This window comes from Pseudonocardia tropica, assembly GCF_040105315.1.
Lineage (GTDB): Bacteria > Actinomycetota > Actinomycetes > Mycobacteriales > Pseudonocardiaceae > Pseudonocardia > Pseudonocardia alni.
The window spans coordinates 131,496-149,860 of sequence record NZ_JBEDNP010000001.1; the positions used below are offsets into that span (position 1 = coordinate 131,496).

Genomic DNA, 18,365 nt, shown 5'->3' on the forward strand with positions numbered 1-18,365 from the left:
CCCGGTGTTCCGCCTCCGCCGCGATTTTCCGGTCGGGACCGGTCGGCCACCGTCACGACGAGCGACGGAGCCGGGTCCCCATCGGGGCACACGACGGGTGCGGGTTCGTCCACTCGGACGTCCCCGGTTCCCGCGCGAGGCTACCTGCTGAGGCGTCACGCTGGGCCGATCTCGTCGACACCGTGCAACGACGCCCCCTTCGGCACCCTCCGCCGTCCACAGTGGGTGACCGAATCCGTCCGGGCACTGCTCCATCAGAGTGAAATAGCCGGGTCAGCAGCAGCGGGCGGACGGGACGCGGTCCTGACGGTCGGTCCGCTCCCGCCAGAACTCGCGCTCGCCCAGCACCGGCGCGCCGGGATGGTGGGCCGCCCGATGGGCCAGGTACCGCTCGTAGTCGCGTTCCCCGGCGAGCTCGCGCAGGAACGTCCAGAAGGCCCTGACCCGGCTCATCCGGAGCCCCCGGTCCGCGCGAGCTCGCGCTCCTCGCGGGTGGCGACGAGTCCGGCCGGCGCCTGGATCCGGGACTCGACGTACGGGTCCTCGGAGCCGCCGGGCAGCGGGCGTCCGCGCAGCGCGGCGACCCACACCCGGACCGAGTCGGCCAGCACGATCACGATGAGCACCGCGAACAGGGCGGTGAGGACGGTGTCGACGGTCGTGTTCACGACGACCTTCTGCATCGCCTCGACGGTCCTGGCGGTGCCCAGGCTCGTCCTCCCGGCGTCGAGCGCGGCCTGGTACTGGTCGCGCTGGGCCCAGAACCCGAGCTTGGGGTTGTCGGAGAAGATCTTCTGGTAGCTCGCGGTCAGCGTGACGACGGCGTCGAACACCAGCGGCACGAGCGTGATCGGTGCGTAGCGGGCCCGGCCGGTACGGATCAGCAGCGTCGTGCAGACGGCCAGCGCGACCGCCGCGAGCAGCTGGTTCGCGATGCCGAACAGCGGGAAGAGCTGGTAGATCCCGCCCAGCGGGTCGTTGACGCCGGCGTAGAGCAGGTAGCCCCAGGCCCCGACGATGACCGCGCTGCAGATCCAGGCGCCCGGGCGCCAGCTCGTGTCGCGGAAGCGCGGCCAGACGTTGCCGATCGTGTCCTGCAGGATGAAGCGCCCGACGCGGGTGCCGGCGTCCACCGTGGTGAGGATGAACAGCGCCTCGAACATGATCGCGAAGTGGTACCAGAAGGCGCGCATCGCGTCGCCGCCGAAGACCTGGGAGAACACCGTCGACAGCCCGACGGCCAGCGTCGGCGCCCCGCCGGAGCGCCCGACCAGGGTCTGCTCCTCCACGGCCTGCGCGGCCGCGGTCAGGTCGGCGGGGGAGATGGTGAACCCGATCTGCTGCACCGCGGCGGAGGCGGTCTCGACGGTCGGCCCGAGCACCGTCGCGGGCATGTTCATCGCGAAGTACAGGCCGGGGTCGAGGATGCAGGCCGCGGCCAGCGCCATGATCGCGACGAAGGACTCGGTGAGCATCGCGCCGTAGCCGATGACCCGGATCTGGGACTCCTTCTGGATCAGCTTCGGCGTCGTGCCCGACGCGACCAGGGCGTGGAACCCGGACAACGCACCGCAGGCGATGGTGATGAAGACGAACGGGAACAGCGATCCCGCCGCGACCGGGCCCTGCCCGTCGGAGGCGAACCGGGTCAGCGCGTCCATCTGCAGCGACGGCCGGGCCAGCAGGATCGAGGCGGCGAGCAGCACGACCACGCCGACCTTCATGAACGACGACAGGTAGTCGCGCGGCGCGAGCAGCATCCAGACCGGCAGCACCGAGGCGGCGAAGCCGTAGACCACCAGCGCGAGGGTCAGCTGGTTCGCGGTCAGGTGGAAGACCTCGCCCCAGGACGAGTTCTGCACCCAGCCGCCGCCGACGATGGCCAGCAGCATCAGCGCGACGCCGACCACCGAGACCTCGATGATCCTCCCCGGTCGCAGGTAGCGCAGGTAGAAGCCCATGAACAGGGCGATCGGGATCGTCATCGCGAGCGAGAAGGTGCCCCACGGCGAGTCGGCCAGGGCCTGCACGACGACCAGCGCCAGCACCGCCAGCAGGATCACCATGATCGCGAGGACGGCGACGATGGCCGCCGTCCCGCCGACCGGCCCGATCTCCTCGCGGGCCATCTGGCCGAGGCTGCGCCCGCTGCGGCGGGTGGAGAAGAACAGCGTGACCATGTCCTGGACCGCGCCCGCGAACACGACGCCGACGATGATCCAGATCGTGCCGGGCAGGTAGCCCATCTGCGCCGCGAGCACCGGCCCGACGAGCGGGCCCGCACCGGCGATGGCCGCGAAGTGGTGGCCGAACAGCACCCGGCGGTCGGTCGGCTGGAAGTCCTGCCCGTCGTCGAGACGCTCGGCCGGGGTGGCACGGGTGTCGTCCACGCGCAGCGCGCGGTGGGCGATGAAGCGGGAGTAGAAGCGGTAGGCGATCGCGTAGGAGGCGACCGCGGCGAACACCAGCCACGCCGCGGAGATCTCCTCGCCGCGGGTGAACGCGACGATCGACCAGGCGACCGCCCCCACCACCGCCACCGCGACCCAGATCGCGATCTGCTTCGGGTCGCGACGACGGGCCGTGCCCGTCCCACCGGCCCCCGGCTCTCCCGGTCGCTCCGTCGTGACCATGTCGCCCCCTGCTCCTGCACCGTGCGCGACCGACGCCGTCGTGGAGCCGGCCCGGTCGGGCACGTTACGTCGAGCAACGTTCGCTGTCACCGGTCGCGGGACCGCCGTTACCGAGTCTCGACCCGGGTCCCGTCCGCGGGGGCGGCGGACGGGATGCGCCGCTCGGTCCCGGGACGCCTCCCCGATCCGGGTGGTGTCGACGTCGCGGGTCTCCCGCGGGGCGCCGACACCCCCGATCGCCGCGTGGGTCGGGAGCACCCCGACGGCGCCGGTGTGGTCGGCACGCAGCACGGTGCCCCCGCACGCCGGACGGCGTGCGGGGGCACCGTGGGTCTCGCGCGGCCGGGGCCGCGGTGGGTCAGGCGCCGAGGCGCTGCTTCAGGGCCTCGAACTCGTCGCGGATCGAGGTCGGGAGGTTGTCGTCGCCGATCTTGGCGAACCACTCCTCGATCAGCGGGATCTCGGCCTTCCACTCCTCGACGTCGACGGCCAGCGAGGCCTCGACGTCGGCGCGCTCGGCCTCGACGCCGTCGAGGTCGAGCTGGTCGGCGGTCGGCACGAACCCGATCGGGGTGTCGACGGCGGCGGCCTTGCCCTCCAGGCGCTCGATGCACCACTTCAGGACGCGGCTGTTCTCACCGAAACCGGGCCACAGGAAGCGGCCGTCCTCGCCGCGGCGGAACCAGTTGACGTAGAAGATCTTCGGCAGCTTGTCCGCGTCCGCGCCCTTGCCGGTGTCGACCCAGTGCGCGAAGTAGTCACCGACGTTGTAGCCGAGGAACGGCAGCATCGCCATCGGGTCGCGGCGGACCTCCCCGACCGTGCCGGCCGCGGCCGCGGTCTTCTCCGAGGACATGGTCGCGCCCATGAAGGTGCCGTGCTGCCAGCTGCGGGCCTCGGTGACCAGCGGGACCGTGGTCTTGCGACGGCCACCGAACAGGATCGCCGAGATCGGCACGCCCTTCGGGTCGTTCCACTCCGGCGCGACGACGGGGCACTGGTCGATCGGCACGGTGTAGCGGGAGTTGGGGTGCGCGGCCTTGGCGTCCGAGTCGGGCGTCCAGTCGTTGCCCTTCCAGTCCGTCAGGTGCTGGGGGTCGCCCTCGAGGTCCTCCCACCACACGTCGCCGTCGTCGGTCAGCGCGACGTTGGTGAACAGCGCGTTCCCGGCCTCGATGGTGCGCATCGCGTTCGGGTTGGTCTTCCAGTTGGTGCCCGGCGCGACGCCGAAGAACCCGAACTCGGGGTTGGTGGCGTAGAGCCGGCCGTCCTCGCCGAACTTCATCCAGGCGATGTCGTCGCCGACGGTCTCGGCGCGCCAGCCGGGGACGGTCGGCTGCAGCATCGCGAGGTTGGTCTTGCCGCAGGCGCTCGGGAAGGCGGCGGCGACGTAGTAGGCCTTCTCCTCCGGGCTGATCAGCTTGAGGATCAGCATGTGCTCGGCGAGCCAGCCCTCGTCGTGCGCCATGGCCGACGCGATGCGCAGCGCGTAGCACTTCTTGCCCAGCAGGGCGTTGCCGCCGTAGCCGGAGCCGTAGCTCCAGATCTCCCGGGTCTCCGGGAAGTGGCTGATGTACTTGTCCTCGTTGTGCGGCCACGGGACGTCGGCCTGCCCCTCGGCCAGGGGGGCGCCGATCGAGTGCAGGGCCTTGACCCAGCGGTCACCGGCCGCGTCGAGCAGCGGCAGGATGGCCGCGCCCATCCGGGTCATGATCTTCATGGAGATCACGACGTACTCGGAGTCGGTGATCTCGACGCCCAGCTTCGGGTCCTCGGCGTCGGTCGGGCCCATGCAGAACGGGACCACGTAGAGGGTCCGGCCCTTCATGCTGCCGCGGTACAGCTCGGTCATCGTCCGCTTCATCTCGGCGGGCGCGACCCAGTTGTTGGTCGGCCCGGCACCGCGCTCGGTCTCGGTACAGATGAAGGTCCGCTCCTCGACGCGGGCGACGTCGCCGGCGTCGGACGCGGCGTAGAAGGAGTTCGGCTTCTTCTCCGGGTCGAGCCGCACGATGGTGCCCTGCTCCACCAGCTGGTCGGTGAGCCGGGTCCACTCCTCGTCCGAACCGTCGCACCACACGACGCGGTCCGGGGCGGTCAGCTCGGCGATCTCCTGGACCCAGGCCGCGACGCCCTGGTTGGTGGTCGGTGCCTTGTCGGTGCCCGGAACGGTCGCTGCAGTCATGTCGTCCTGTTCTCCTCGCCGGCCCCGGCCCGTCACCGGGGGAACTACGACGGGCCCGCGACCGGAGTCGGTGACGGGCCCAGACGGGAAAAGGTGGTTTCCGAGGCTACCTGCGAAATAGTGCGCCACCCATGGGTGGAGTTGAGAGGTCAGGCACAGCACCGATCATGTAAATCGATCCAGTAGCCGACGGACGACGGCGATGTCCGCCCAGGTGACACGCATGTCACACGAACGCAACCTGTTCCCGGTGACCGATTCGGCGACGATCCGTGACATCGGCACGCACATTCCGGGAGAAGCGTCGCGGAAATTCACCCGCAGGCCGGAAGCGACCGATTCAACGCATTCTCGGAGCCCACTTAGGGTTTTCAGGAACGGAAGTGTCAGCGCACGGAGGCGACGGCACGCGCGAGCTCCGGGACCATGATCGGCAGCCGGTGCGCGGTCACCTGCCAGTAGCGCGTGCCGGGGTCACCGGCCCGCCAGGCGTCGGCGAGCCGGACGACGGCGTCCGGGTCGATCCGCCGGCGCGGCCGGGGCCGCATCCCGCAGCGCTCGCGGACGCCGGCGTCGAGCGCGCGCCAGGCGTCCTCGGCGGTGGTGTGGACCGAGACCTCCGGACGGGCCGGGACGACGTCGTGGTCCTCTGCGCCGGGATCCCCGGCGTCGCGGTCCACGGAGTCACCGGGGTGCTCCCCGAGCACCAGGGTGTAGGCGCTGACCACCTCGTACGGCACGGCTGTCTCCCGCGTAGAGTCGGCACCGACGACCGGCACCGGTCGCCGCGGACGAGCCGTAGTGAACCAGCCGGGGCACACCGGATCCGCCGAACGAGCGGCCGACGGGGCCGCGCGTCGCCGGAACCACCCGTCCGGGCCGCCGGACGGTCACCCGTGACCGTCACGGGTGGTCATCCGGTACTCACACTCCGCGACGAGCGGTCAGCGGCGGGGCGACCGCGGGGCCCGGCGTCGGCGTCCACCGCGGAGGCACCGGCCGCCAGGACGTCGCGGTGCGCGCGGCGCAGGCCGAGCCCGGCCGTCACCAGCACCACCGCGACGGCGACCGCCGCCACCCCGGACGCGACGTCCACCCCGTGCACGAACGCCTCCCGCGCGGAGGCCAGCAGGGCCGCCGCGGTGTCGGCGGGCATCGTCGCCGCGACGTCCGCGGCCCCGCCCAGGGTCTCCCCGGCCGAGGACGGCGTCCCGACGGGGAGCACGACACCGGCCCGGTACACCGCGGACAGCACCCCGCCGACCAGCGCGGTGCCGAGCACCGCACCGACCTCGTAGGCGGTCTCGGAGACCGCTGCCGCGGCGCCGGCCTTCTCCGGCGGGGCGGCGGCGAGGATCGCGTCGTTGGTGACGGTCTCGGACAGCCCGATCCCCGCGCCGATCAGCACCGCGGCCGTCATCAGCAGCACGACGGCCGAGTCCACCTGCAGGAACAGGCAGACCACGTAGCCGGTCAGGACGAGCGCGAGCCCGGTCGCGACGAGCTGGTGCAGCGCGAACCGCCGGGCCAGCCGCGCGGCGGCGAGCCCGGCCACGACCGTCACCACGAAGCCCGGCAGCAGGAGCAGGCCCGCCTGCAGCGGCGAGTACCCGACGACCAGCTGGAGGTACTGGGCGGAGAAGAACAGCAGCCCGGTGAGCCCGAACATGGTGGTGGCGTTGGCCAGCGCGCTGTGCCGGAGCACGGGTCGGGCGAACAGCTCCAGGTCGATCAGCGGGTCCAGGCCGCGCCGCACGCGTCGCCGGTAGTGGGCGACGAACGCGGCCCCGGAGCCGACACCCACCAGCACCGACGCGACGACGGCGGGGGTCACCCCGCCTGCGGACCCGGCCAGCTCGAGGGCCAGGACCAGCGGTCCCATCGTCAGCAGCGACAGCACCACGCCGACCAGGTCGAGCCGGCCCGGCTCGGTCTCCCGCGACTCGGGCACCACCAGCGGCGCGACGACGAGCAGCAGCGCCATCGGCGGCACGCTCATCACGAAGATCGAGCCCCACCAGAAGTGCTCGAGCAGCAGCCCGCCGACGATCGGGCCGAGCGCCGCACCCGCGGCGAACCCGGTCGCCCAGATCGCCAGCGCGAGCCTGCGGTGGGTCCGGTCGAGGAACACCGACCGCAGCAGGGCCAGCGTGGAGGGCATCAGCATCGCGCCGAACACACCGAGCAGGGCGCGCGCCGCGACGAGCTGGGCGGCCGAGGTGGCGAACGCGGCGAGCAGCGAGACCGCACCGAAGCCGGCGACACCGACCATCAGCAGCCTGCGGCGGCCGATCCGGTCGCCGAGGGTGCCCATGGTGACCAGCAGCCCGGCGAGCACCAGCGGGTAGACGTCGACGACCCACAGCAGCGTCGCCGCGTCCGGGCGGAGCGCGGCCGAGAGCTCCGGCAGCGCCACGCCGAGCACCGTGTTGTCGATCGACACCAGCAGCGTGGGGATGGCGAGCACCGCGAGCGCGAGCCAGGCGCGCGGCCCGGGCCGCGGCGCCACGTCCGGCCCGCCCCTGTCCATCGCCGCGCCCCCTGCGCCGACCTCCGGCCGTGACATCGCCGTTCTCCCTCGTGCTCGTCGTCCCGTGGTGCCCGGATCCGGACGCAGCTTTACCGTCCGGACGGTACATCTTTATACCGTCCAGACGGTACAGTCCCTTCCCGGCCGCGACTGTGAGGCGGGGCACGGGCACTAGGCTTCGTCCATGGCGTCCCACTCCGAACGACGGAACGCGGGGACACGGGGACCGGGCTCGGCCCGCGACCGGGTCCTCGACGCGTACGAGACGCTGCTGATCGAGCAGGGGCCCGGTGGCGCCACCCTCGACGCGGTGGCGGCGGCCGCCGAGGTGTCCAAGGGCGGGCTGCTCTACCACTTCAACTCCAAGGAGTCGCTGGTCGGCGGCCTGCTGGAGCGGTTGCGCGAACGCAGCGCCCGGGACGCCGAGCTGATGCGCTCGGACACGGCGGGCACCGTGGCCTACTACCTGCGCACCTCGATGCCGGGCAACACCTCGCCGGTCGGGCTGACCCGCACCTACCTCGCCACCCTGCGCATCGCCGACGGCACCACCTCCGGGGAGGCCGCACGGAGCGCGCTGGCCGACGTCGACGCCGACGGGCTCGCCGCGCTCGGCGAGGAGATCCACGACCCGGTCGTGGCCTGGCTGGTGCAGCTCGTCGGGGACGGCCTCTACCTGCGCACCCTGACCGGCGCGCCGCTCACCGGCGGGGTGTCGACCGACGAGTTGCTCGACACACTGCGGGAGCTGCTCGCCGCCCGTTCCTGAAACGGATGAACACCTCGCGCGCAGAGCGCGTCGAACCGGTCGCGCGGGGTAGTCTCCAACCCTGCACACGCACGGGGAGGGGCCCACTGTGGAGGGAACCGGCGGCTATCTCGCACTGGTCGTGGTCGGAGTGGCGATCACGGTCGTCGTGGGCCAGATCCTGCTGCGCACCGGACAGCCGTTCCTGGAGGACGTCTTCCAGAACACGGAGACGTCGCACTCCATCAACCGACTGCTGGTGGTGCTGTTCCACCTGCTGACCCTCGGCGTCCTCGGCATGATCTCGGTGATCGACATCGACAGCATCACCGGCGTGCAGCAGATCGTGTTCAAGATCGGCGCCGTGCTGCTGATCGTCGGGATCGCCTACGGCGTCTCGATGCTCGTGCTGCTGCGCATCCGCGAGCGGCGCCGCCAGCAGAAGGTGTCCGCGGACATCGACCGCTCCATCGCCGAGCAGCGCCGCGGCGTCGGCCGGTTCCGGCGCGGCGCGAACACCGACAGCGAGGGCCGCACCCCCGCCGACCAGCCGGAGGACTGACCCCGGGCTCAGCCGGGGTCTCCGGGCAGGCCGGTCACCGCGTCGGCGAGACCGTCGCCGTCGAGGTCGGTCCAGAACTCCGGACCCCGTCCGGAGTCGACGACGAGCGTCTCCGCCACGCCGTCGCCGTCGGCGTCGCGGGCGGCGGGCCCGGACACCGGGACCGATCCGGCGACGCCGGACCGGGCCCGCGGCACCCGCACCCACCAGGGGACGGGCAGCGCCGCCGCGACCACCGCGCCCGCCAGGACCGTGCTCCCGGCCGGTACCGGCGGCTCAGCACGCACGGGACGCCTCCGGCAGCCCGCGGCCGGCGTCGGAGATCCGGCGCAGCAGCTCGTGGTCCGCGGCGAGCAGCACCGCGTCGCGCACCCGCCGGGCCAGCGCACGGTCCCGGGCGGAGCGGACCGCCCGCACCCGGGCCGCGACGAGCGCACCCACCAGCAGGACGAGCCCCGCGAGGGCGGGCAGCACCCCGGGACCCCCGGCCGGGAGCACCCGCGCGCCGGCCGCGAGGACCGACGCCACCCACACCGCCGATCCGGACAGGACCGCACCGGACCACGCCCCGCGTTCCCGGCCCGGTGCGACGGCGAGCACCCGGCCCGCCGCGGCGACGAGAACCCCGCCACACGACGGTGACGGAACGTGAGTGACATGTGTCACGTGGACGCCCTGATGCCGCAGTGCGGCTGCGGCCGCACGGCGGCGCAGGACCGGCCCGCTGCGGCGCCCCCAGGCGTCGTCGAGGGTGCGGGCGGGACCGTCGAGCGCGGCCGTCCACCACCGGACGTCGCCGGCCCGCCCCGCGCGCCGGGCCGCGTCCGCCGCCAGGCCGTCGACCTGCACCGACAACGTCGCGAGAAGATCGGCGCGGGCCTGGTCGAGCGCGGTGCGCAGCGGCGGTCCGATGCTGCCCGACAGCGGTTCCCGGTCCATGCCGGACAGTGTCGGAGGGACCGTTCCCGGGTGGATCCGTAGGACTGCGCAGCGGCCCCGGGTGATCGTCGTCCCCTCTCATGGGCAAGGCTGAACCGCAGCGTGGACACGGACGAATCAGCCGACCGGGGCAACCCCACGGGCTCCAGGGACGTCCACTGATCGGGCAATACCGAAGACGCCCGACACCAGAACCGCAACCGGACCGTGATCGCGTCGTTGGACGGGTAAGCGGACCTGTATGGAGGAAGTGTGAGCGCCGTTACGCCCGCCCGCCCGACCGTCACGCCCGATGCGAGCGCCCCCGCGCGCCCCGGGCGTCAGAACGGTGCCGGTGCCGGACAGTCGCCGTTCCCGGCGAACCCTGCCCGACCCGGCGGGCGCGGTCCGCTGGCGCCGCAGCCGGAGGGACCCGAGGGCTTCCGTCGCCCGCGGCCCCGCCCGGCTCCGCGCCGCAGCGCGAACCCGGCGGTGTCGGTGATCGTGCCGACCCGCAACGAGGCCCGGAACCTGGAGATCGTGCTGCCGGCCATCGCCGCGGTGCGCCCGGCCGTGCACGAGGTCATCGTCGTCGACGGCAACTCGACCGACAACACGGTCGCCGTCGCGCGGCGCACGCTGCCCTGGGCGCGCGTCATCACCCAGACCCGCAAGGGCAAGGGCAACGCGATGGCCTGCGGCTTCACCGCCGCGACCGGCGACGTCATCGTCATGTTCGACGCCGACGGCTCGGCCGACCCGAACGAGATCCCGGCCTTCGTGAACGCGCTGGTCAAGGGCGCGGACTTCGCGAAGGGCAGCCGGTTCTGCAAGGGCGGCGGCTCGGACGACATCACGCTGCTGCGCAAGTCCGGCAACGCCGGCCTGAACACCGTCGCGAACCGGCTGTTCGGCACGCGGTACTCCGACCTCTGCTACGGCTACAACGCCTTCTGGGCCGACCTGCTCCCGCAGCTCGAGCTCCCGGACCCGGCCGCGCCGCAGCCCGAGGACGGCTCGATGCTCTGGGGCGACGGTTTCGAGATCGAGACCGTTCTCAACTGCCGCGTCGCGGCCGCCGACCTGACGATCACCGAGGTGCCGTCGGTCGAGCGCGAGCGCATGTTCGGCGAGACCAACCTGCGGACCTTCGCCGACGGCACGCGCGTGCTGCGTACCCTGATGGCCGAGCACCGTCGCATGGAGCAGCGCCGCAAGGCGTCCGGCTACGCCCGCTGACGCTGCTCGCACCGGCCGCCCCCGCCGGTCCGCAGCCCCATGAGGAGCGATTGCACGTGAGCGCCCTGCCGACCGCCACCGTGGTCGTCTGCGTCTACACCGAGAAGCGCTGGTTCGACATCAAGGCCGCCGTCGACTCGGTCCTCGACCAGGACGTGACCCCGCTGGAGACGATCGTCGTCGTCGACCACAACGAGCGCCTGCGCGAGCGGGCCGAACGCGAGTTCGGGCCGCTCGGGGTGGTCGTCGTCGCGAACGACAAGAAGCAGGGCCTGTCGGGCGCCCGCAACACCGCGGTCGAGCTGGCCTCCGGTGAGGTCGTCGTCTTCCTCGACGACGACGCCGCGGCCCGCCCCGGCTGGCTGCACGCGCTCCTGGCCCCGTACGAGGACCCGGACGTCATCGGCGTCGGCGGGGTCGCGCACCCGAAGTGGCCCGACGGGCGTCCGCGGACGCTGCCCGGTGCCGCCCCCGGGGACCCGAACGCCACCGGTGAGCTCGACTGGGTCGTCGGCTGCACCTACACCGGCCAGCCCACCGAGCGCGCCGAGATGCGCAACCTCATGGGCTGCAACATGTCCCTGCGCGCCGAGGTGTTCACCCGCGTCGGCGGGTTCGCCGAGGACATGGGCAGGATCGGCAAGAACCCGCTGGGCTGCGAGGAGACCGAGCTCTGCATCCGGGCCCGGCAGGCCTACGTCGCCGACGGCCGGAACCCGCGCATCCTGTTCGAGCCGCGCGCCGCCGTCGACCACCGGGTGTCCGACGACCGCGTCTCCTGGCGCTACCTGCTGCGCCGCGGCTGGGCCGAGGGCATCTCCAAGGCCGCCGTGTCCAAGGTCGTCGGGACCGGGGACTCGCTGTCCACCGAGAGCAGCTACACGATGAAGGTGCTGCCCGCGGGCGTCATCCGCGAGGCGAAGGAACGCAACGCCGCCTCCGCCGCCGCGATCGTCGCCTGCTTCGGCGTCACCGCCGCCGGCTACGTCCGCGGCCGGCTGCCCGGCGCGACCGCCCACGTGCGGCTGCCCGCGGGCCGGAACACCGGTGCCTGACCGGGCCACCGCCCCGGAGACCCCGCACCCGCACGACACCCGGATCCGCTCCTACGTCCACCAGCGCGTCCGGCTCTCCGAGGGCCAGCAGTCCGCCTGGGACCGGCTGTGGTCGACGTGGGGTTCCGAGGTCGACGACGTCGTGGCGTCCGGGGTGTGGGACCCGGCCGCGACGTTCGGCCGGACCGCGCCGCTCGTGCTGGAGATCGGGTCCGGCATGGGCGAGACCACGGCGTCGCTCGCGACGGCCGAGCCGGGGATCGACCACGTGGCCGTCGAGGTCTTCGAGCCCGGCCTGGCCCAGCTGCTCATGCGGATCGAGCAGGGCGGCCTGTCCAACCAGCGGCTGCTGCGCGGCGACGCCGTGGAGCTCCTGACCCGGGTCGTCCCGCCCGCGTCGCTGGACGGGCTGCGCATCTTCTTCCCCGACCCGTGGCCCAAGCGGCGGCACCACAAGCGGCGGTTGATCCAGCCGGAGTTCGCCGCGCTGGCCGCGTCACGGCTGCGGCCGGGTGGGTTGCTGCACCTGGCCACCGACTGGCCGCACTACGCCGAGCAGATGCGCCGAGTGGTCTCCGCGGAGCCGTCGCTGCGCCCGGACGACCGCTTCCCGCTCCGTCCGGACGGCTGGCAGGACCGTCCGTCGTGGCGTCCGGTCACCAAGTTCGAGGACCGGGCCCGGCTGGAGGGACGACCGGTTCGTGACCTGCTGTACGTCGCCGACCACGCCCCCGGCACCGGTGACACACGGAGAGTGACCGACTACGGTCGGGAGGACCCCCGACCCGGATCCCCACCCGAGTGACCCCCGAAGGACGCCCGTGACGACGGTGGAGCACGGCAAGAACTCGCACCCCGCTCCCGCGGCACCGAAGCGGCCGGTCGACCGACCGCCCGGCTTCCGGCCGAGCCCGACGCCCCGCCCGATGACGGGCCCGCCGCCGGGCGCCCCGTCGGGTCAGGGGCCCGGCCCGGTGTCCGGGGAGTCCGGCGCGGAGCGGTCCGGCCGGTCGGTCTCGATGGTCCCGCTGGTCGGTCCGGTCGAGGGCCCCGTGCAGGCCACCACCGCCGTGGCGCGGCCCGGGGTGGAGACGACGACCGTCGTCGACCGGTCGCGGGTGCGGCAGGCTCCGCCACGGGAGCAGGGACCGGGCGGGTCCGGGCCGCTGCGGGACCAGCAGGCCCCGGCCGAGCGGGCCACGGTCGCGACGCCGCTGCCGGAGCGCGCGACCGTCGCGACCCCGGTCCCGGGAACGACCCAGGCCCCCGGGAGCACCCCCGGCTCCGGCACCACCCCGGCCCCGGGATCGCAGCGCCCGGCCGCGGGCAGCCGCGAGCACGTCCTCAACCGGGTCGACGGCCCGGGCGCCGCGACCGCGGTCGTCCGCGTCGCGCCCCCGGCGGAGACCCGCACCGCACCGCCGGCGGAGACCCGCACCGCACCGCCGGTGGAGGGCCGTGGCGCGCCGTCGGCCGGGAGCCGTGTCGCGCCCCCGGCCGAGGCCACCGGTGGCTGCCCGGTCACCGGGCACGGACGCTCCGGCGGACACCCGCCGCCCCCCGGCGTCGCCGACGAGCGGGACCCCGCCCCGGTCGACCCGGCCGTGGCCGAGGAGTTCCTGCGCCAGGTGTACGCCGAGACCGAGCCGGGCGTCCCGCTGCCGGAGCGGCTGCGCCAGGTCCGCGCCGAGATCGACCGGGTCGGCACCTACACCCACACCACGCACGAGCTGGTCTTCGGCACCCGGGTGGCCTGGCGGAACTCCGCGCGCTGCATCGGGCGCCTGTACTGGCAGTCGCTGCAGGTCCGCGACCTGCGCCACCTGCACGACCCGGCCGACATCGCGCAGGAGAGCGTCGGGCACCTGCGCGCCGCCACCCGCGGCGGGAAGATCCGTTCGACGATGACGGTGTTCGCGCCGGACGCCCCGGGGCGGCCCGGCCCGCGGATCCGCAACGACCAGCTCGTCCGCTACGCCGGGCACCGCAACCCCGACGGCACCGTCACCGGGGACCCGGGGCAGGCCGACTTCACCGACCACGTCGTCGGGATGGGGTGGCCGCGACCGCAGCCGGCGGGCCGGTTCGACGTGCTGCCGCTGCTGATCACCGGCCCGGACGGGCGGTCCCGGCTGTTCGACGTCCCGCCGGACGCCGTGCACGAGGTCCCGCTGCGCCACCCCGAGCACCCCTGGTTCGCCCGGCTCGGGCTGCGCTGGCACTCGGTGCCCGCCATCAGCAACATGCCGCTGGAGATCGGCGGGGTCGTGTACCCGGCCGCCCCGTTCAACGGCTGGTACCTCGACACCGAGGTCGGCGCCCGCAACCTCGCCGACACCGACCGCTACGACCTGCTGCCCGAGATCGCGAAGCGGCTCGGGCTCGACACCCGGTCGGTGCGCACGATGTGGCGGGACCGGGCGATGGTCGAGCTGGTCCGCGCGGTCACCTACTCCTTCGACGCCGACGGCGTCACCATGGCCGACCACCACAGCGAGGCCGAGCGGTTCATGACCTTCCTGGCGAAGGAGGAGGCCGCGGGACGGCGCTGCCCGGCCGACTGGAGCTGGATCGTGCCGCCGATGTCGGGCTCGCAGACCCCGGTCTTCCACCGCTACTACGACGAGCCCGACCCGGATCTGCGGCCGGCGTTCCTGGAGCCGCACGGGCTGCGGCCCCGCGACGACCAGGGCTGAGGGCCGGTCAGGGCCGGGCGGTGACCGGGCTCAGGCCCGGCACCTGCCGGGTGCGGCCCCGGAACTCGGCGACGACCGTCCCGTCGGCGGCGCGGACGGTGACGTCGTAGAGCCCGGACCGGCCGCTCGCCGCCCGTTCGACCGCCTCGGCGGTGAGGACGTCGCCCTCGCGCGCCGGGCGCAGGAACGCGATGTCCGCGCCGCTGGCCAGGGCGGAGACGCCGTGGGAGTTGCTGGCGTAGGCCATCGCGGTGTCGGCGAACAGGAACAGGTAGCCGCCGTGGCAGACCCCGTGCCCGTTGACCTGCTCGGGGCGGACGGTCATGGTCGCCGTCGCCCGTCCGGGGGTGACCGCGACGACGTCGACCCCCGCCGCACGGCTCGCCCGGTCGCCGTCGCGCATGATCTCGGCGGTCCGGGTGGCGAGCTGCTCCGGCCCGGTCGGTGGGTTCTCCATGGGGACAGTCTCACCCGCGTGGGCGCCGGGCCGGGCGGGCGGGGCGACGGCGGCTAGGCTCCCCGGCATGAGCAGCGGGACGGGGCAACACGGACGCGGCGTTCCGACGGGCCCGCAGGAGCGCGTGCTGCTGGTGTGGGACGCACCCAACATGGACATGAGCCTCGGTTCGCTGCTCGGCGCCCGCCCCACCTCGGCCTACCGTCCGCGGTTCGACGCCGTCGGCCGCTGGCTGCTCGACCTCGCCGGCCCCGAGGCCGAGGCCGAGGCGTGTGTGTTCACCAACGTCGCCCCGGGCAGCATCGACATCGTCCGGCCCTGGGTCGAGGCCCTGCGCAACGTGGGTTTCGCCGTCTTCGCCAAGCCGAAGACCAGCGAGGACTCCGACGTCGACGACGACATGCTCGCCCACATCGGCATGCGCTCGGCCGAGGGCAGGCTCCGCCACGTCGTCGTCGCCTCGGGGGACGGGCGGGCGTTCCGGGAGCCGCTGGAGAAGCTCATCGAGGTCGGCACCGACGTCACGGTGATCGGCTTCCGCGAGTACGCCGGGTTCGCGCTGGCCTCGGAGACGCTGTCGTTCCTCGACCTCGAGGACATCGACGGCGTGTTCCGCGAGCCGCTGCCGCGCGTCTCGCTGGAGACCCTGCCCGACGAGGGCGCCTGGCTGCCGCCGTTCCGGTCGCTGCGCTCGCTGCTCGACCGCCGCTGACCCGCCCGGAGACGACATGACGGTCCTCCAGCGGCTCACCGCCCCGGTCGCGCTGCCCTGCACGCCCGGCTTCCCGGTCGTGCGCGACGCGGTCCTCGACGTCGACGACACCGGCCGGATCGCGTTCTTCGGCACGGCCGCCGACGCGCCGGCGACCGACGCCGTGGTGCGGCCGCTGCCCGGGCTGCTCATGCCCGGCATGGTCAACACGCACTGCCACACCCCCATGTCGCTGCTGCGCGGGATGGGCGGCGACCTGCCGCTGATGCCGTGGCTGACCGAGGTCATGTGGCCGGCGGAGGGCCTGCTGACCGAACAGGACGTGCACGCCGGGATGCTCGCGGGCTGCCTGGACCTGCTGCGGACCGGCTGCACCACCAGCGTCGAGATGTACTTCTTCACCGACGCCCTGGCCGACGCCGTCCGCACCGCGGGCTCGCGGGCCGTGCTCACCCCGGGGATCATCGCCGCGCCCGGCTGGGACCGGCTCGGGACCTGGGAGCAGATGCGCGACGACGTCTCCGCCCGGATCGACGCGCACGGCCTGGTCCCCGACGACGACGGCCGGATCGAGCTCGGCTACGGCCCGCACTCGGCCTACACGCTGCCCCCCGGCGCCCTGGAGTCGGTCGCCGCGGCCGCCCGCGAGCGCGGCGCGCTGGTGCACACCCACGTCGCGGAGTCCCGCGGCGAGGACGTCCACGTGCGCGAGGCCCACGGCTCGGTCCCGGCGATGCTCGACGCCGGCGGCGCGCTCGGCGGGCGGGTGCTGGCCGCGCACTCGGTGCACCTGTCCGACGACGACATCGCCGTCTACGCCCGGCACGGTGTCGCCGTCGCGCACTGTCCCGGCTCGAACGCGAAGCTCGCGGCGGGCACCGCCCGGCTGCTGGACCTGCGCCGGGCCGGGGTTCGGGTGGGGCTGGGGACCGACGGTCCCGCCTCCTGCGACGACCTGGACCTCTGGCACCAGGCGCGGCTCGCCGGGCTGATGGCGCGGGTCGGGGCCGACGACGCCGCCGCGCTCACCGCCGCCGACGTGCTGCTCATGGGCACCGCGGACGCCGCGCACGCGATCGGCCGCGACGACCTCGGCGCGCTGGAGGCCGGGCGGCGGGCGGACGTGGTGCACGTCGACACCGACGACTCCGCGTTCGTCGCGCCGTCGGACGACGCGCAGCTGGTGTCGAACCTGGTGTGGGCGGGCGGCTCCCGCCTGGTCCACGACGTGTGGGTGGGCGGGGAGCAGGTCATCGACGCCGGTGAGCCGACCCGGGCCGACCGCCGGGCGTCGCTGGCCGCGGTGCGGTCGATCTCGGCGCGGCTGCGCGGGCAGGTCTGAGCGGTCCCGCGCCCGTCAGCGGCCGAGTACGGCCGCGAGGTGCGGGTCGGTGAAGCGGCGGTCGGGGTCGAACCGGTCGCGGACGGCGCGGAACGCCTCCCACCCCGGGTAGGCGACGGCGAGCTCGTCCGGCCCCCAGGCGTGCCGGGTGGTCCAGCACGGCCGCCCGTCGGCGTCCTCGCAGACCGCGCCCGCGAGCCGGCGGACCGGCTCCTCGGCCGGTCCGCGGGTCCGCAGCCGCAGATAGGCGGTGTCCCGGCCGGACGCCGGGTGCAGCAGACCGGTCTCGGCCCGTCCGGTGCGCACCCGCACGGGACGCAGCTCCCGCCCCCGCGCGGCGACGGCGGCCCCCAGCTCGCGCAGGACCGTCCCGAGCGCGGCACGCGGCACGGCCCACTCGGACAGGTCCGGGTCCCACGGCTGCGGGTCCGGCAGGACCTCGTGCGGCGGCCCGGCCGTGCCGGGCGCCCAGCGCTGCGGCGGCGGCCACCCGGACCGCAGCCCCACCCCGGAGGACCACCAGGACGACGCCAGCCGCGACACCGCCTGCCCCCAGCCGGCGCGCTCGACCGGACCGGTCGCCTCGGGCTCCGGCTCGGCCCAGCGCAGCACCGCGGACCCGGCGTGCACCGACGGGCCGACCGCGATGTCGCACTCGGTCCAGGCGTGCGCGCCGAGCAGGTCCTCGCCGAGCACCTCGTCGACGCCGACGGCGCGCTCGTGCACCTGCAGCCGGATGAGCGGGACGGTGCGCAGCTCCAGCGCGGTCGCGATGCCCAGCGCGCCGAGCCCGCAGCGGGCGGCGTCGAGGTCGGGTCCGGTGACGTCGCGGACGGTGCCGCGGCCGTCGACCAGCCGGACGGCGCGGACCTGGTCGGACAGCGAGCCCTCGGCGGGGGCGCCGCCGTACATGCCCAACCCGGTGGCGCCGCCGATGGTGGCGCGGGGCGCGTCGGGCACGGTGGCCAGTGCCCGGCCGGCGGCGGCGAGGGCGACGCAGAGGTCCGCGACGGTCTCGCCCGCCCGCACCCGCACGGTGTCGTCGCCGATCTCGACGACGCCGGTCAGCGCGGACACGTCGAGCAGCACGTCCTCGGTCCGGACGAGGGGTCCCGGGGCGCGGCCGCCGGCGCCGGTGGGTCGGACGGTGGCGCCCCGTTCCGCGGCCCGTCGCACGGCCGTCACGACGCCGGCCTCGTCGAGCGGGCGGTCGGTGCGCCGGGGGCCGGTCGCGGCGGGATCGGTGCTCATCCCTCGCAGGGTAGAACGCCGGGGGTCACCGTGCGGA

The 18,365-nt window shown here is 74.2% G+C and carries 17 protein-coding genes; 8 read left to right on the forward strand and 9 right to left on the reverse strand.

The window, feature by feature from the left end:
• Window positions 1-273: 273 nt before the first annotated feature.
• The 5 genes from WHI96_RS00625 to WHI96_RS00645 all read right to left on the reverse strand — a co-directional run bounded on the left by WHI96_RS00625 (window position 274) and on the right by WHI96_RS00645 (window position 7,384).
• On the reverse strand, window positions 274-453 hold the full coding sequence (locus WHI96_RS00625) for a YbdD/YjiX family protein (protein WP_073576102.1): 180 nt from the start codon (window positions 451-453) through the stop codon (window positions 274-276).
• Window positions 450-2,633, reverse strand: a complete 2,184-nt coding sequence (locus WHI96_RS00630) for a carbon starvation CstA family protein (protein ID WP_345647704.1) — start codon at window positions 2,631-2,633, stop codon at window positions 450-452. The genes WHI96_RS00625 and WHI96_RS00630 overlap by 4 nt, the downstream gene beginning before the upstream one ends.
• Before the next feature lie 358 nt (window positions 2,634-2,991).
• Window positions 2,992-4,818 (reverse strand): phosphoenolpyruvate carboxykinase (GTP), encoded by a 1,827-nt coding sequence (locus WHI96_RS00635; protein ID WP_345647707.1) that lies wholly within the window; start codon window positions 4,816-4,818, stop codon window positions 2,992-2,994.
• Between the two features lie 386 nt (window positions 4,819-5,204).
• Window positions 5,205-5,558: a hypothetical protein gene (locus WHI96_RS00640; protein ID WP_345647710.1), complete on the reverse strand. Its 354-nt coding sequence runs from the start codon at window positions 5,556-5,558 to the stop codon at window positions 5,205-5,207.
• 173 nt (window positions 5,559-5,731) lie between these two features.
• The gene (locus tag WHI96_RS00645; RefSeq protein ID WP_345647713.1) at window positions 5,732-7,384 is read right to left on the reverse strand and encodes an MFS transporter; all 1,653 of its coding nucleotides are present in this window, start codon (window positions 7,382-7,384) and stop codon (window positions 5,732-5,734) included.
• A 148-nt stretch (window positions 7,385-7,532) separates the two neighbouring features.
• Between WHI96_RS00645 and WHI96_RS00650 the strand changes: the two genes are divergently transcribed.
• Together WHI96_RS00650 and WHI96_RS00655 are read left to right on the forward strand one after the other, a co-directional pair.
• Window positions 7,533-8,117, forward strand: a complete 585-nt coding sequence (locus WHI96_RS00650; protein WP_073576103.1) for a TetR/AcrR family transcriptional regulator — start codon at window positions 7,533-7,535, stop codon at window positions 8,115-8,117.
• An 88-nt stretch (window positions 8,118-8,205) separates the two neighbouring features.
• Complete coding sequence (locus WHI96_RS00655; protein ID WP_345647716.1) at window positions 8,206-8,658, forward strand: hypothetical protein; 453 nt, start codon at window positions 8,206-8,208, stop codon at window positions 8,656-8,658.
• Between the two features lie 8 nt (window positions 8,659-8,666).
• Here the strand turns inward: WHI96_RS00655 and WHI96_RS00660 are convergent, their stop codons facing one another.
• Together WHI96_RS00660 and WHI96_RS00665 are read right to left on the reverse strand one after the other, a co-directional pair.
• Entirely contained in the window at window positions 8,667-8,945 is a 279-nt protein-coding gene (locus WHI96_RS00660; protein ID WP_345647719.1) for a DUF6802 family protein, read from the reverse strand.
• The gene (locus tag WHI96_RS00665; RefSeq protein WP_345647722.1) at window positions 8,935-9,597 is read right to left on the reverse strand and encodes a hypothetical protein; all 663 of its coding nucleotides are present in this window, start codon (window positions 9,595-9,597) and stop codon (window positions 8,935-8,937) included. The genes WHI96_RS00660 and WHI96_RS00665 overlap by 11 nt, the downstream gene beginning before the upstream one ends.
• Window positions 9,598-10,074: 477 nt before the next feature.
• Here WHI96_RS00665 and WHI96_RS00670 point away from each other — a divergent pair, with 477 nt between their 5' ends.
• The 4 genes from WHI96_RS00670 (at window position 10,075) to WHI96_RS00685 (ending at window position 14,566) form a co-directional block, all read left to right on the forward strand.
• Window positions 10,075-10,815, forward strand: a complete 741-nt coding sequence (locus WHI96_RS00670) for a glycosyltransferase family 2 protein (RefSeq protein ID WP_062403950.1) — start codon at window positions 10,075-10,077, stop codon at window positions 10,813-10,815.
• A gap of 56 nt (window positions 10,816-10,871) precedes the next feature.
• A complete protein-coding gene (locus WHI96_RS00675; protein ID WP_202417942.1) occupies window positions 10,872-11,870 on the forward strand; it encodes a glycosyltransferase family 2 protein in 999 nt (332 codons plus the stop codon).
• Window positions 11,863-12,675 (forward strand): tRNA (guanosine(46)-N7)-methyltransferase TrmB, encoded by an 813-nt coding sequence (gene trmB / locus WHI96_RS00680; RefSeq protein WP_345647727.1) that lies wholly within the window; start codon window positions 11,863-11,865, stop codon window positions 12,673-12,675. The genes WHI96_RS00675 and trmB overlap by 8 nt, the downstream gene beginning before the upstream one ends.
• A gap of 799 nt (window positions 12,676-13,474) precedes the next feature.
• Window positions 13,475-14,566: a nitric oxide synthase oxygenase gene (locus WHI96_RS00685; RefSeq protein ID WP_308215826.1), complete on the forward strand. Its 1,092-nt coding sequence runs from the start codon at window positions 13,475-13,477 to the stop codon at window positions 14,564-14,566.
• Between the two features lie 7 nt (window positions 14,567-14,573).
• Here WHI96_RS00685 and paaI read toward each other — a convergent pair whose 3' ends face one another.
• Window positions 14,574-15,023: a hydroxyphenylacetyl-CoA thioesterase PaaI gene (gene paaI, locus WHI96_RS00690; RefSeq protein WP_345647730.1), complete on the reverse strand. Its 450-nt coding sequence runs from the start codon at window positions 15,021-15,023 to the stop codon at window positions 14,574-14,576.
• Between the two features lie 67 nt (window positions 15,024-15,090).
• On the opposite strand from paaI, the gene WHI96_RS00695 reads away from it, so the two are divergent.
• Window positions 15,091-15,735 (forward strand): NYN domain-containing protein, encoded by a 645-nt coding sequence (locus WHI96_RS00695; RefSeq protein ID WP_073576110.1) that lies wholly within the window; start codon window positions 15,091-15,093, stop codon window positions 15,733-15,735.
• A gap of 16 nt (window positions 15,736-15,751) precedes the next feature.
• Complete coding sequence (locus WHI96_RS00700; protein WP_345647734.1) at window positions 15,752-17,077, forward strand: amidohydrolase family protein; 1,326 nt, start codon at window positions 15,752-15,754, stop codon at window positions 17,075-17,077.
• Window positions 17,078-17,092: 15 nt separating this feature from the next.
• On the opposite strand, the gene WHI96_RS00705 is transcribed toward WHI96_RS00700, so the two are convergent.
• A complete protein-coding gene (locus tag WHI96_RS00705) occupies window positions 17,093-18,328 on the reverse strand; it encodes an FAD-binding protein (protein WP_345647737.1) in 1,236 nt (411 codons plus the stop codon).
• Window positions 18,329-18,365: the final 37 nt, after the last annotated feature.

Bases quoted from the DNA above. Each gene is read 5' to 3' on its own strand.
- WHI96_RS00635 (WP_345647707.1), bottom strand. From the start codon at position 4,818: ATGACTGCAGCGACCGTTCCGGGCACCGACAAGGCACCGACCACCAAC.
- WHI96_RS00700 (WP_345647734.1), top strand. From the start codon at position 15,752: ATGACGGTCCTCCAGCGGCTCACCGCCCCGGTCGCGCTGCCCTGCACG.
- WHI96_RS00665 (WP_345647722.1), bottom strand. From the start codon at position 9,597: ATGGACCGGGAACCGCTGTCGGGCAGCATCGGACCGCCGCTGCGCACC.
- WHI96_RS00645 (WP_345647713.1), bottom strand. From the start codon at position 7,384: ATGTCACGGCCGGAGGTCGGCGCAGGGGGCGCGGCGATGGACAGGGGC.
- paaI (WP_345647730.1), bottom strand. From the start codon at position 15,023: ATGGAGAACCCACCGACCGGGCCGGAGCAGCTCGCCACCCGGACCGCC.
- WHI96_RS00695 (WP_073576110.1), top strand. From the start codon at position 15,091: ATGAGCAGCGGGACGGGGCAACACGGACGCGGCGTTCCGACGGGCCCG.
- WHI96_RS00625 (WP_073576102.1), bottom strand. From the start codon at position 453: ATGAGCCGGGTCAGGGCCTTCTGGACGTTCCTGCGCGAGCTCGCCGGG.
- WHI96_RS00630 (WP_345647704.1), bottom strand. From the start codon at position 2,633: ATGGTCACGACGGAGCGACCGGGAGAGCCGGGGGCCGGTGGGACGGGC.
- WHI96_RS00705 (WP_345647737.1), bottom strand. From the start codon at position 18,328: ATGAGCACCGATCCCGCCGCGACCGGCCCCCGGCGCACCGACCGCCCG.
- WHI96_RS00650 (WP_073576103.1), top strand. From the start codon at position 7,533: ATGGCGTCCCACTCCGAACGACGGAACGCGGGGACACGGGGACCGGGC.